This is a genomic window from Streptomyces sp. NPDC093568 (assembly GCF_044764945.1).
In the GTDB taxonomy this organism is placed as follows: Bacteria; Actinomycetota; Actinomycetes; order Streptomycetales; family Streptomycetaceae; genus Streptomyces.
In genome coordinates this window covers 299,442-312,765 of sequence record NZ_JBIWJD010000009.1, presented here as the reverse complement: position 1 = coordinate 312,765, position 13,324 = coordinate 299,442, and the positions used below count along the sequence as shown (strand labels likewise).

The 13,324-nt window shown below is 71.1% G+C and carries 12 protein-coding genes; 6 read left to right on the top strand and 6 right to left on the bottom strand.

The annotated features are described in order from the left end of the window. The 6 genes from ACIRD7_RS32730 to ACIRD7_RS32705 all read left to right on the top strand — a co-directional run bounded on the left by ACIRD7_RS32730 (position 1) and on the right by ACIRD7_RS32705 (position 5,636). Positions 1–843 (top strand): hypothetical protein, encoded by an 843-nt coding sequence (locus ACIRD7_RS32730; RefSeq protein WP_403459257.1) that lies wholly within the window; start codon positions 1–3, stop codon positions 841–843. A gap of 115 nt (positions 844–958) precedes the next feature. After that, positions 959–1,546 (top strand): pyridoxamine 5'-phosphate oxidase family protein, encoded by a 588-nt coding sequence (locus tag ACIRD7_RS32725; RefSeq protein WP_403459256.1) that lies wholly within the window; start codon positions 959–961, stop codon positions 1,544–1,546. Between the two features lie 3 nt (positions 1,547–1,549). Next, positions 1,550–2,251 (top strand): L,D-transpeptidase, encoded by a 702-nt coding sequence (locus ACIRD7_RS32720; RefSeq protein WP_403459255.1) that lies wholly within the window; start codon positions 1,550–1,552, stop codon positions 2,249–2,251. Between the two features lie 98 nt (positions 2,252–2,349). Beyond that, on the top strand, positions 2,350–3,732 hold the full coding sequence (locus ACIRD7_RS32715; protein WP_403459254.1) for a ferric reductase-like transmembrane domain-containing protein: 1,383 nt from the start codon (positions 2,350–2,352) through the stop codon (positions 3,730–3,732). A 37-nt stretch (positions 3,733–3,769) separates the two neighbouring features. Then, positions 3,770–4,840, top strand: coding sequence for an FMN-binding protein (locus ACIRD7_RS32710; protein ID WP_403459252.1), 1,071 nt, complete (start codon positions 3,770–3,772; stop codon positions 4,838–4,840). A gap of 55 nt (positions 4,841–4,895) precedes the next feature. Next, a complete protein-coding gene (locus ACIRD7_RS32705) occupies positions 4,896–5,636 on the top strand; it encodes an FAD:protein FMN transferase (protein WP_403459250.1) in 741 nt (246 codons plus the stop codon). Positions 5,637–5,688: 52 nt separating this feature from the next. On the opposite strand, the gene ACIRD7_RS32700 is transcribed toward ACIRD7_RS32705, so the two are convergent. The 6 genes from ACIRD7_RS32700 to ACIRD7_RS32675 form a co-directional block, all read right to left on the bottom strand. Then, positions 5,689–6,231: an arginine repressor gene (locus ACIRD7_RS32700; RefSeq protein WP_403459249.1), complete on the bottom strand. Its 543-nt coding sequence runs from the start codon at positions 6,229–6,231 to the stop codon at positions 5,689–5,691. Positions 6,232–6,249: 18 nt separating this feature from the next. After that, positions 6,250–7,437, bottom strand: coding sequence for an acetylornithine transaminase (locus ACIRD7_RS32695; protein ID WP_403459248.1), 1,188 nt, complete (start codon positions 7,435–7,437; stop codon positions 6,250–6,252). Continuing rightward, positions 7,434–8,348 (bottom strand): acetylglutamate kinase, encoded by a 915-nt coding sequence (argB, locus tag ACIRD7_RS32690; protein WP_403459247.1) that lies wholly within the window; start codon positions 8,346–8,348, stop codon positions 7,434–7,436. Before argB ends, ACIRD7_RS32695 begins: the two co-directional genes overlap by 4 nt. Beyond that, positions 8,345–9,496, bottom strand: a complete 1,152-nt coding sequence (gene argJ, locus ACIRD7_RS32685) for a bifunctional glutamate N-acetyltransferase/amino-acid acetyltransferase ArgJ (RefSeq protein WP_403459246.1) — start codon at positions 9,494–9,496, stop codon at positions 8,345–8,347. Before argJ ends, argB begins: the two co-directional genes overlap by 4 nt. Beyond that, positions 9,493–10,521: an N-acetyl-gamma-glutamyl-phosphate reductase gene (gene argC, locus ACIRD7_RS32680; RefSeq protein ID WP_403459244.1), complete on the bottom strand. Its 1,029-nt coding sequence runs from the start codon at positions 10,519–10,521 to the stop codon at positions 9,493–9,495. The genes argJ and argC overlap by 4 nt, the downstream gene beginning before the upstream one ends. Positions 10,522–10,780: 259 nt before the next feature. Further along, positions 10,781–13,162 (bottom strand): phosphoketolase, encoded by a 2,382-nt coding sequence (locus ACIRD7_RS32675; protein WP_403459243.1) that lies wholly within the window; start codon positions 13,160–13,162, stop codon positions 10,781–10,783. Positions 13,163–13,324 lie beyond the last annotated feature (162 nt).

The window sequence follows — 13,324 nt, the reverse complement described above, 5'->3', positions numbered from 1 at the left end:
ATGTCCAGGGCTCTTCCGAAGTACAACAAGCGCCGTGTCACGTTCATCGGCGGCGCCGCCGCGGTGGCGCTGTCCGGCACGGTGATCGCCGGCTTCGCCCTGGCCGGGGAAACGTCCGGGAGCGGCGGCACGAACGCCCGGACCCTGGCCGGACCCGGCACCATCTCGTGCCCCGACGTGAGGTCGAAGCTCCCGGCGGTCCCCGCGACCGCGAAGGCCGAGGTCGACCGCAACCTCGCCCTCCTGAACACCCAGATCCAGGAGGCCAACAAGCGACTGGTCGACACCGTGGGCCAGGGCGGCCCGAACTTCGTCCAGAACGCCATCCTCGGCCCCCTGAAGGACAAGCGGGTGGCGACGGTCAACCGCATCGCGACGGCCATCGGGCGTACGGCCGCCAGACCGCAGGGCCTGGACGCGCTGGCGGCATGCACCCTGAACGCGGGCGGGAACGGGACCGCCGCGACCCCGAAGGCGACGCCGACCAAGCAGGCCGGCGGCAACACCGGGAACACCGGGAATGCGGGTAACTCGGGCAACACCAACGCCGTCGGCAAGATCTCGTGCCCGGACGTGAGGTCGAAGCTCCCGGCGGTCCCCGCGACCGCGAAGGCCGAGGTCGACCGCAACCTCGCCCTCCTGAACACCCAGATCCAGGAGGCCAACAAGCGACTGGTCGACACCGTGGGCCAGGGCGGACCGAACTTCGTCCAGAACGCCATCCTCGGCCCCCTGAAGGACAAGCGGGTGGCGACGGTCGACCGCATCGCCATCTCGATCGGCCGTACGGCGGCGAAGCCGCAGGGCCTCAACTCCCTGGCCGCCTGCACGCTCACCAAGTGAGGTGACAGGTGCTGTGGCCGCCCCGCTGAACGCCGGCCGGGGCGGCCACGGACGCGGCAATCGGACCCCGCAATTCCTTAGACAGCCGAACGACCCCCGTCCATACTCGGTTGACGTGGGAAAAACTTATGAACGCATAGACGGCAGGCTGCGCACGTTCATCGAGGAGCAGCCCCTGTTCTTCACCGCGACCGCGCCCCTGTCGGCCGACGGCACGGTCAATCTCTCCCCCAAGGGCCTCAAGGGCTCGTTCGTCATCCTCGACGAACTCACACTGGCCTACCTCGACTTCGCCGGCTCCAACGCCGAGACCATCGCGCATCTGCGGGAGAACGGCCGGATCACCCTGATGTGGTGCGCCTTCCAGGGCCCGCCCAACATCGTGCGGGTGCACGGCCGCGGCGAGGCGGTCTTCCGCGACGACCCGAGGTTCGAGGAACTGCTCGGGCACTTCCCCGACATCGACCCCTCCCCTCACGGCCTGCGGGCGATCGTCCTCGTGCGGGCCGAGCACATCCGCGACTCCTGCGGATACGCGGTCCCCCTGATGACGTACGACGAGGACCGCGATCTGCACGGCAAGCGCTTCGCCCGCGAGGACGACGACTCGCTCAGCGCGTACTTCGCCCGGAAGGAGTACATCGCGAGCAGCCTGGACGGTCTGCCCGGGCTGCCGTTGCCGCTGCCTCCCTCTAGCGTCTGAGGCATGCGCCCCGGTGTGATCGCCCTCGCGTCCGCGTCCCTCCTCGTGCTCGGCGCCGCGCCGGGCGGCGGGCCCCCTCGGCCGCTGCCCGCGCGGCTGGCCGACACCGGGGGCGGCAGCCAGCTGATCACCGCCGTGGCCCCGAACGCCCGCTCTACGCGCGGGACGGTCACCTGGTGGGACCGGGTCGGCGGACGCTGGGTGAGGACCGGTTCGGCGCCGGCCCGCTTCGGCGCGAAGGGGCTCGTCGAGGGGGCCCGGCGCAAGCAGGGCACCAACACGACACCGACGGGGCTGTACGGACTGCCGTACGCCTTCGGCAGCAAAGCGGCGCCGCGCGGGACGACGTACAAGTACCGCCGGGTCCACCAGGACTCCTGGTGGTGCCAGGACAACGACTCGCGCGCCTACAACCGGTGGTCGGAGCCCCTGGCCCGGGACTGCCGGCGCACCGAGTCCGAGCACCTGGTCTCGTACGGCGCCCTGTACGCGCACGCGCTGGTCATCGGCTTCAACTACGAGCGTCCGGTGAAGCGGCGCGGCGCCGGGATCTTCCTCCACGTCAAGGGGCGCGGCGCGACGGCCGGTTGTGTGTCGGTCCCCGCGGACGCGATGAAACGGATCCTCACGTGGGCCGAACCGGGGCGCAGGCCGCACATCGCCATCGGCACGGCGAAGGGGCCCACGGCGATCACCCGGTACTGATCGAGCACCACTGAACACACGGACCTCCCCGCACGTATCTCTGGGCCAAGGGACCACGCCCATCACGCACCCCCCTTGCTCCCGTCCCCGGAGGAACCGTGACCACCACGCTCGCGGGCGGCCGTGCCGCCCGACGCCAGACGATGCGCCGCATCCGTCCGCGCCGCTCCCCGGCCGTACCGCTGGTGATCGCCCTATGGGCGGGCGCGGCGGCCGTGCTGTGGCTGTGGTGGGACAACACCCCGTCCCTCGCGGACGACACGGCGAAGATCATCGCCGCGGGCCGGATCACCGGTCTGCTCGCCGGCTATCTGATGGCGCTCGTGGTGCTCCAGATGGCGCGGGTGCCCGCGCTGGAGCGCCGGGTCGGCTCGGACCGGGTCGCCCGCTGGCACGCGATGAGCGGCCGGTACACGGTCTGCCTGGTCATCGCGCACGTCTTCCTCATCATGTGGGGGTACGCGCGCCAGGCCGGCAAGACGCTCGGCGGCATCGCGCAGCAGACGATCGACTCGGTCAACACGCTGCCGGACATGGGCAAGGCGGCGATCGGCACCGGGCTGCTGTTCCTCATCGCGTTCATCTCGATCGGGGGCATCCGCCGCCGGATCCCGTACGACACCTGGTACCACGTGCACCTGCTGACGTACGCGGCCGTGTTCCTGACGTTCTGGCACCAGATCACCACCGGCAACGAGTTCGCCGTGGAGCCCACCGCGAAGACCTTCTGGTACGGGCTGTACGGGGCGGTGACCGCGGCCGTGGTCTGGTACCGGATCATCACGCCGATCCGCCTCAACCTGCGGCACCGGATGTACGTCGAGGCGGTCATCGAGGAGACGCCGGGCATCGTGTCGGTGCTGATCGGCGGGCGCAAGCTGCACCGGATGGGCGCGCAGGCCGGCCAGTTCTTCCGCTGGCGGTTCAAGGCGCCCGGCATGCGGTTCAGTTCGCACCCCTACTCGCTGTCGGCGGCGCCCCGCCCCGACATGCTGCGGATCACGGTCAAGGCGATCGGTGACCACACGTCCCGGCTGCGCGACCTGAAGCCCGGCACCAAGGTGTGGGCCGAGGGCCCGTACGGCGCCATGACCGCCCAGCGGCGCAGCCGGGGCAAGGTGCTGCTGGTGGCGGGCGGTGTCGGCATCACGCCGATGCGGGCCCTGTTCGAGACGCTGCCGGGCGCCTCCGGTGACATAACCCTGCTCTACCGGGCCAACAGCACCCAGGACCTGGCGCTGTGGGACGAGCTGGCGAAGATCGCCGACGAGCGCGGCGCCCGGCTGATGTACGCGGTCAACAGCCCCGACGGCGAGCGGCCGGACATCTCGGCGGAGCGGTTGCAGCAGAAGCTGCCCGACATCGACCAGCACGACGTTTTCATGTGCGGGCCGGCCGGCTTCGCGCAGTCCGTCTACGAAGCACTGCGCGGCGCGGGTGTGCCCGCCCGCCGCATCCATCACGAGTCGTTCGAGATGTGAGCGACGGGACTTCAAGACTTCGGGAGCTGTAGAAGCCATGAGGAAGAGTCACCCCATCCGGCGGGTCGTGCTGGCCGGCGCGGCCACGGTCTCCGGGATCGTGCTGCTGCTGTCGCTGAAGCCGGCGTCCGACCCGGGTTCCGCGCAGGCGGCGGGCGTCGGGGCACCGCCGGCGGCCTCGGCCCAGGGTGGCGCCGAGGCGGCCGGGTCCGGCACGGTCACCGGCGACGCGGCGCAGACCCAGTACGGCGCCGTGCAGGTCCGGCTGACCGTGAGCAACGGGAAGATCACCAAGGCCGAGGCCGTCCAGGCGCCCAAGGGCGGCCAGAGCGACCAGATCACCGCCAACGCCGTACCCAAGCTCAACCAGGCGGTCGTCGCCGCGCAGAGCGCCGACATCGACGCGGTGTCCGGAGCGACGTACACCAGCGCCGGCTACAAGAAGTCCCTCCAGTCGGCGATCGACAAGGCGAAGGCGAGCGCCGGTTCGCAGGGTTCGGGCGCCGCCCAGGCCGCCACCGTCACCGGCGAGGCCGTCCAGACCCAGTACGGCGCGGTCCAGGTCCGCATCACCGTCAGCGGCGGGAAGATCACCAAGGCCGAGACGGTCCAGGCACCCAAGGGCGGCCAGAGCGACCAGATCACAGCCAACGCCGTACCCAAGCTCAACCAGGCCGCCGTGGCAGCCGGCAGCGCCGACATCGACGCCGTCTCCGGAGCCACCTACACCAGCGCCGGCTACAAGGAATCCCTCCAGTCGGCGATCGACAAGGCGAAGGCGGGCGGGGGCGGCGCGGCGCAGGGCTCCGGTGCGCAGGGCTCGGGCGCCGCTCAGGCCAAGACCGTCACCGGCAGCGTCGCGCAGACCCAGTACGGGCCGGTCCAGGTCCGCGTCACCGTCTCCGGCGGGAAGATCACCAAGGCCGAGACGGTCCAGGCACCCAAGGGCGGCCAGAGCGACCAGATCACAGCCAACGCCGTACCCAAGCTCAACCAGGCCGCCGTGGCAGCCGGCAGCGCCGACATCGACGCCGTCTCCGGAGCCACCTACACCAGCGCCGGCTACAAGGAATCCCTCCAGTCGGCGCTGGACCAGGCCGGTGGCTGACACGGTGGCGGAACCGACACAGGCTCCCGCCGCGGTACGTCGGGCGGAGGAGGTCATGGGGACGGTCGTCTCCTTCGACGTCCGCGGCGGGGACTCCGGTGCCGTGCAGTCGGCGCTGGAAGAGGCGGTCGCCGGGCTGCACCGGGTCGACGAGGTGTTCAGCACCTACCGCGACGACAGCCAGATCTCCCGGCTGGCGCGCGGCGAGCTGACCATCGAAGAGTGCGACCCGGAGGTCACCGAGGTCCTCGACCTGGGCGCCGAGGCGGAGCGGCTGAGCGAAGGCTGGTTCAGCACGTCGTACGAGGGCCGCTTCGACCCGACGGGCATCGTGAAGGGCTGGTCGGTCGAACGGGCGGCCCGCCGCATCGCGGAGGTCCCCGGCGTGAGCGGCGTCAGCGTCAACGGTGGCGGGGATGTGCAGCTCCTGGGCGCACCGGGCCCCCAACGCCCCTGGCGTGTGGGCGTGTCCGACCCCCTGCGCCCCGGCGGGCTGGCGGCGGTGATCTCCGCCGCCGGCCTCACCGAACTGGCGGTGGCCACCTCCGGCACGGCCGAACGCGGCGCCCACATCGTCGACCCGCGCACGGGCCGCTCCGCGGTGACGGACCTGGTGGCCGTGACCGTGGTGAGCCCTCGCCTCACCTGGGCCGACTGCTGGGCGACGGCGGCCTTCGCCATGGGCTCACGTCAGGGCCTGACCTGGCTGGAGTCCCTGCCGGACGTGGAGGCTCTGCTGATCACGGCGGGCGACGAGGTGCGATGCACGGGGGGCCTGGCGGCTCGGCTCGGGTGAGTGCGCCCGCCCACGGGCACTGGGCGGGGCGGCGGCGCGTCCGCCGCCCCGCTCAGTGCCCGTTCTGAGCCAGCCTCAGCAAGTGATCGGCGAGAGCCTGCCCCCCGGTGGGGTTCCGGCTGATCAGCAGCAGCGTGTCGTCACCGGCGATGGTGCCCAGAATGTCCTGCAGCTCGGCCTGGTCGATGGCCGAGGCCAGGAACTGCGCCGCCCCCGGAGGGGTGCGCAGGACGACGAGGTTCGCGGAGGCCTCCGCGGAGATCAGCAACTCCTGCGACAGCCGTCGCATCCGCTCTTCCTTGGCCGACTCCCCGAGCGGCGCCCGAGGCGTACGGAACCCGCCCTCGCTCGGCACCGCGTAGATCAGGTCACCGTCGTTGTTGCGGATCTTCACCGCGTTCAGCTCGTCCAGATCGCGGGAGAGCGTCGCCTGGGTGACGCTCAGCCCGTCGTCCGCGAGGAGCTTCGCCAGCTGACTCTGTGACCGCACCGGCTGCCGGTTGAGGATGTCCACGATCCGGCGGTGGCGTGCGGTGCGGGTCTGCGGCACGGCAGGCCCGGCTCCGTTGTGCCCGTCGTCCTGCGCCTGACTCATCGTCGTCTCATCCCCGGATCATCCGTCCCCGTTGGCCACGTCAAGGATGCCGGGCAGCCCCTGAAGAAGCGCCTCCACTTCATCGTCCGCGAGGTTCAGCGGCGGCATGAGCCGTACGACATCGGGGGCGGGCGCGTTCACCAGGAAACCGGCGTCCTGAGCCGCCTGCTGCACCTGGGCGGCGAGCGGCTCGGTGAGCACGATACCCAGGAGCAGGCCCGCGCCCCGGACATAATCGATCAGCGGGTGGTCAAGGGCGTCGATTCCGTCGCGCAACTTCTCGCTCTGCCGCTTGACGTTCTCCAGCAACCCCTCGTTCGCGATGGTGTCGAGGACGGCCAGTCCCGCGGCACAGGCGACCGGGTTTCCACCGAAGGTCGTCCCGTGGTGGCCGGGCTGGAGCAGCTCCGCCGCCCGCCCGAACGCGACCGTCGCGCCGAGCGGCAGTCCGCCGCCGAGCTGCTTGGCGAGGGTGACGACGTCCGGCAGAACGCCCTCGTGGGCCTGGTAGGCGAACCAGTGCCCGGTCCGGCCGACGCCGGTCTGCACCTCGTCGAGGACCAGCAGGGCCCCGGTGGCCGCGGTGATCGCCCGCGCCGCCTTGAGGTAGCCGGCCGGAGGGACCACGACGCCGTTCTCGCCCTGGACCGGCTCGATGATCACCAGAGCCGTCTCTTCCGTCACGGCCGCGGCCAGCGCCTGCGCGTCGCCGTACGGCACATGCGTGACGTCTGCGGGCAGCGGCCGGAACGGGTCCTGCTTGGCGGGCTGGCCGGTGAGCGCGAGGGCGCCCATCGTGCGGCCGTGGAAGCCGCCCTCGGTGGCGACGACGTGGGTCCGCCCGGTGAGCCGGCCGAGCTTGAAGGCGGCCTCGTTGGCCTCGGCGCCGGAGTTGCAGAAGAAGACCTTGCCGTCGCGGCCGAAGAGCTGGAGCAGCCGCTCGGCGAGGGCGAGGGTCGGCTCGGCCATGAAGAAGTTGGAGATGTGGCCGAGGGAGGCGATCTGGGTGCTCACGGCCTCGACGATCGCCGGGTGGGCGTGGCCGAGCGCGTTGGTCGCGATGCCGCCGACGAAGTCGAGGTACCGCTTGCCGTCGGCGTCCCAGACCTTCAGGCCCTCCCCGCGCACGAGAGGGAGGCGCGGGGTGCCGTAGTTGTTCATCAGCGAGCCCTGCCACCGCTCGGCGTACTCCTGATTGGCGGTCATGCGGCGTCCCCCTCTGGCGCGTCCGGCACGACCATCGTGCCGATTCCCTCGTCGGTGAAGATTTCCAGCAGGATCGAGTGCTGGACCCGGCCGTCGATGACGCGGGCGGTGGTCACCCCGTTGCGCACCGCGTGCAGGCAGCCCTCCATCTTCGGCACCATGCCGGAGCTCAACTCCGGCAGCAGCTTCTCCAGTTGGGAAGCGGTCAGGCGGCTGATCACCTCGTCGCTGTGGGGCCAGTCCTCGTAGAGGCCCTCGACGTCCGTGAGGACCATGAGGGTCTCGGCGCCCAGCGCGGCAGCGAGTGCCGCAGCCGCCGTATCAGCATTGACGTTGTAGACATGGTGGTCGTCCTGGCTCCGGGCGATCGACGAGACGACCGGGATCCGGCCGTCGGCCAGCAGGGCCTCGATCGCGCCCGTGTCGATGTCGGTGATCTCGCCGACCCGCCCGATGTCGACCAACTCGCCGTCGATCTCGGGCTGGTGGCGGGTGGCGGTGATGGTGTGCGCGTCCTCGCCGGTCAGGCCGACGGCGAGGGGGCCGTGCTGGTTGAGCAGTCCGACCAGCTCGCGCTGCACCTGTCCGGCGAGCACCATGCGTACGACGTCCATGGCGTCCTCGGTGGTGACGCGCAGGCCGGCCTTGAACTCGCTGACGATGCCGTGCTTGTCGAGGGCGGCGCTGATCTGCGGGCCGCCGCCGTGCACGACGACCGGCTTGAGGCCGGCGTGGTGCAGGAACACGACGTCCTGGGCGAACGCGGCCTTGAGGTCCTCGTTCACCATGGCGTTGCCGCCGAACTTGATGACGACGGTCTTGCCGTTGTGGCGGACCAGCCAGGGCAGCGCCTCGATGAGGATCTGGGCCTTGGGAAGCGCGGTGTGCTTGCGCGCGGGTGCGTTGCTCATGAGGAGTAGGCGCTGTTCTCGTGGACGTAGTCGGCGGTGAGGTCGTTGGTCCAGATGGTCGCGCTCTGCGACCCCGCGGCTAGGTCGGCGACGATGTGCACCTCGCGGTAGCGCATGTCGACCTTCTCGCGGTCCTCGCCGACACCGCCGTTCTTGCACACCCAGACGCCGTTGATGGCGACGTTGAGCTGGTCGGGCTCGAAGGCGGCGGCCGTCGTGCCGATCGCGGACAGGACGCGGCCCCAGTTGGGGTCCTCGCCGTGGATGGCGCACTTGAGGAGGTTGTTGCGGGCGATGGAGCGGCCCACCTCGACGGCGTCGTCCTCGGTCGCGGCGTTGATCACCTCGACCTTGATGTCCTTGCTGGCGCCCTCGGCGTCCCGGATCAGCTGCTGACCGAGGTCGTCGCAGACCTGCCGTACCGCCTCGGCGAACTCGTCGTACCCGGGGGTGATCCCCGAGACGCCCGAGGAGAGCAGCAGCACGGTGTCGTTGGTGGACATGCAGCCGTCGGAGTCGACGCGGTCGAAGGTGGTGCGGGTGGCCGCGCGCAGCGCCTTGTCCAGCGTCTCGTCGTCCAGGTCGGCGTCGGTGGTGAGCACGACGAGCATCGTGGCGAGGCCCGGGGCGAGCATGCCGGCGCCCTTGGCCATGCCGCCGACGGTCCAGCCGTCCTTGGTCACGACGGACGTCTTGTGGACGGTGTCGGTGGTCTTGATGGCGATGGCGGCCTTCTCACCGCCGTGCTCGGAGAGCTGGGCGGCGGCGGCCTCGACGCCGGGGAGCAGCTTGTCCATGGGCAGCAGGACGCCGATCAGGCCGGTCGAGCAGACGGCGATCTCGATGGCGCCGCGCCCGAGCACCTCGGCGGCCTTCTCGGCGGTGGCGTGGGTGTCCTGGAAGCCCTTGGGGCCCGTACAGGCGTTGGCGCCGCCGGAGTTCAGGACGACGGCCGAGATCTGGCCGCTCTTGAGGACCTGCTCGGACCACAGGACCGGGGCGGCCTTGACCCGGTTGGAGGTGAAGACGCCCGCGGCGGCGCGGCGCGGCCCGGTGTTGACCACGAGGGCCAGGTCCGGATTGCCGTTCTCCTTGATCCCGGCGGCGATGCCCGCCGCCGTGAATCCCTTGGCTGCCGTGACACTCACGGTGCGACTCCGATCGTGGAAAGCCCGGTGTTCTCGTGAAACCCGAGGGCGAGGTTCATGCTCTGGACGGCGCCGCCGGCGGTGCCCTTGGTCAGGTTGTCGATGGCGCTGATCGCGATGATGCGGTTCGCGGCGGCGTCGAATGCGACCTGCACCTGAACGGCGTTCGAACCGTAGACGGACGCCGTGGCCGGCCACTGGCCCTCGGGGAGGAGCTGGACGAAGGGTTCGTCGGCGAAGGCCTTCTCGTAGGCGGTGCGGACGGACTCGCCGGTCACCCCCGTCCTGGCGGACGCGGTGCAGGTGGCGAGGATGCCGCGCGGCATGGGGGCGAGGGTCGGCGTGAAGGAGACGGAGACCCGCTCGCCCGCGGCCGCGCTGAGGTTCTGGATCATCTCGGGCGTGTGCCGGTGACCGCCGCCGACGCCGTACGGCGTCATGGAGCCCATGACCTCGCTGCCCAGCAGATGCGGCTTGGGCGCCTTGCCGGCGCCCGAAGTGCCGGAGGCGGCGACGATCACGGCCTCGGGCTCGGCGAGGCCGGCGGCGTAGGCCGGGAAGAGGGCGAGGGAGACGGCCGTGGGGTAGCAGCCGGGTACCGCGATGCGCTTGGCCCCTTCCAGCGCGGCGCGGCCACCCGGCAGCTCGGGGAGGCCGTACGGCCAGGTGCCGGCGTGCGGGGAGCCGTAGAACCTCTCCCAGTCGCCCGCGTCCTTCAGCCGGAAGTCGGCCCCCATGTCGACGACCAGCGTCTGCGGGCCGAGCTGCTCCGCGACCGCCGCGGACTGGCCGTGCGGCAGAGCGAGGAAGACGACGTCATGCCCGGCCAGCACCTCGGCCGTGGTCTCCTGGAGCACGCGGTCGGCGAGGGGCGGCAGATGCGGCTGCAGGCCGCCGAGCCGCTGTCCCGCGTTCGAGTTGCCCGTCAGGGCGCCGATCTCGACCTCGGGGTGCGCCAGGAGCAGACGCAGCAGTTCCCCGCCCGCGTATCCACTCGCTCCGGCCACTGCCGCACGTACCGCCATGGGATCCTCCTCCTAGACGGCATGACTATACGTTTCGCCGCAGTTTTATGCAATCGGATTTCGGACGCGTCGCGATGGCCGATCACGCCCTGCCGATCACGCCCTGACGAGGATCGACGGTCGGCGGGCAGCCGTGCAACCAACTGTGCGGAGGACCTGTGGTCCCTTGGCAAGACCCGTGGCCGGGGGGAGAGTGGAGGCAGGAGCGGCACCGATCCCCCGCGGTGTCGCTCCGCCCGTGTGCGAGGACGTTCGCCGGTCAGGCGTTCCAGGTCCATTCGGCGACCTCGGGCAGGTCGGTGCCGTGCTCGCGGATCCAGTCGTGGTGCCGGGTCCGGGCGTCGGCCATCGACTGCCGTACGGCCGCCGCGCGCACCGCGAGGCCGGGGACGCGGTCGATGACGTCCATGACCAGGCGGTAGCGGTCGAGGTCGTTGCGGACGACCATGTCGAAGGGCGTGGTCGTGGAGCCGGACTCCTGGTAGCCGCGCACATGCAGGTTCTTGTGGCCGGTGCGGCTGTAGGCGAGCCGGTGGATCAGCCACGGGTAGCCGTGGTAGGCGAAGATCACCGGCTTGTCCTTCGTGAACAGGCCGTCGTACTCGAAGTCGGTCATGCCGTGCGGGTGCTCTTCACGCGGCATCAGGCGGGTCATGTCGACGACGTTGACCACGCGGACCGCCAGCTCCGGCAGGTGGCGGCGCAGCAGGAGGGCGGCGGCCAGGATCTCCTGGGTGGGGACGTCGCCGGCGCAGGCGAGGACGACGTCCGGTTCGGTGCCGTTCTCCGTGCCGGCCCAGTCCCAGATACCGGCTCCGCGCGCGCAGTGGGCGCGGGCGGCGTCCATGGACAGCCAGTCGAAGCAGGGCTGCTTTCCGGCCACGATCACATTGACGTAGTCGCGGCTGCGCAGGACGTGGTCGGCGACCGACAGCAGTGTGTTGGCGTCCGGCGGCAGATACACCCGGACGACCTCGGGACTCTTGTTGAGGACGTGGTCGACGAAGCCGGGGTCCTGGTGGGAGAAGCCGTTGTGGTCCTGCCGCCACACGTGAGAGGTCAGCAGGTAGTTGAGGGACGCGATGGGCGCACGCCACGGCAGCTGCCTGGACGTCCTGAGCCACTTGATGTGCTGGTTGACCATCGAGTCGACGATGTGCACGAACGCCTCGTAACAGGAGAACAGCCCGTGCCGGCCGGTCAGCAGGTAGCCCTCCAGCCAGCCCTGGCAGAGGTGTTCGGAGAGGATCTCCATCACCCGGCCGTGCCGGTCCAGGTGCTCGTCCACGGGAAGGGTCTCGGCCTGCCAGGCCTTGCCGCTGGCGTCGAAGACGGCCTCGAGCCGGTTGGAGGCGGTCTCGTCCGGACCGACGAGGCGGAAGTCCCGGCGTGCCCCGGTGTCCTTCATGACCTGTTCCAGCAGGGCGCCGAGGATCCGGGTCGGCTCGTGCAGGGTCGTGCCCGGCTTGTCGACGGGTACGGCGAAGGAGTCCAGGGACCGCAGGGGCAGCTCGCGCAGCAGGAGACCGCCGTTGGCGCGCCGGGTGGCCCCCAGGCGCCGGGTGCCCTCGGGGACGCAGGCGAGCACGTCCGCCACGGGCCGGCCGTCCGGGTGGAAGAGCTCCTCGGGCCGGTAGGAGCGCAGCCACGCCTCCAGCTGCCGCAGATGCTCCGGGTTCTCCCGTACGCCGGGCAGCGGGACCTGGTGGGAGCGCCAGGTGCCCTCGACCGGGAGGCCGTCGACCTCGGCGGGACCGGTCCAGCCCTTCGGCGTGCGCAGCACGATCACTGGCCAGTGCGCGCGCTCGCCGATCCCCTCCTCGCGTGCGGTGCGCTGGAGCAGCGCGATCCGGTCCAGCGCGTCGTCCAGGGCCCGGGCCATGGCCCGGTGGACGGTGGCGGGGTCGTCGCCGGAGACATGGATCGGTTCGTGGCCGTAGCCGCGCAGCAGGTCGTCGAGTTCGGCCTCGGGGAGCCGGGACAGCACGGTCGGGTTGGCGATCTTGTAGCCGTTGAGGTGCAGGATCGGCAGGACGGCTCCGTCGTGGACGGGGTCGAGGAACTTGTTCGAGTGCCAGGACGCGGCCAGCGGACCGGTCTCCGCCTCACCGTCCCCGATCACGCAGGCGACCAGCAGGTCCGGGTTGTCGAACGCGGCGCCGTAGGCATGGGCCAGCGAATAGCCGAGCTCACCGCCCTCATGGATGGACCCCGGCACCTCCGGCGCGACATGGCTGGGCACCCCGCCCGGGAACGAGAACTGCCGGAACAGCAGCTCCATCCCCGGCGCGTCCCGCGAGACGTCCGGGTAGATCTCGCTGTAGCTGCCGTCCAGCCACGAGCCGGCGAGCACGGACGGCCCGCCGTGCCCCGGGCCCCATACGCACAGCGCGTCGAGGTCACGCGCCCTGATCACCCGGTTGAGGTGGGTGTACACGAGGTTCAGGCCGGGCGAGGTGCCCCAGTGGCCGAGCAGCCGCGGCTTGATGTGCTCGGGCGCGAGCGGCTCGGTCAGCAGCGGGTTCGACATCAGGTAGATCTGGCCCGCGGCCAGGTAGTTGGCGGCCCGCCAGTGGGCGTCCAGGGTGCGCACTTCGTCGTCGTGGAGAGCGGTGGCGTTGCGGTGGTCGACCTTGGACATGGAAGGACTCCGGCGTCGTCGATTCAGGTCATCGGGCGGTGCCGCCGGGCGGGCCGGCGATCGGGCGACGGCACCTCCGCGCAGGCGCCGCCCCTCACACGCTTACTCCCGCACGGGCGTACTCGCTACCGTGCAGCCACGGCGGGCGCCCCGCCTTGGGCC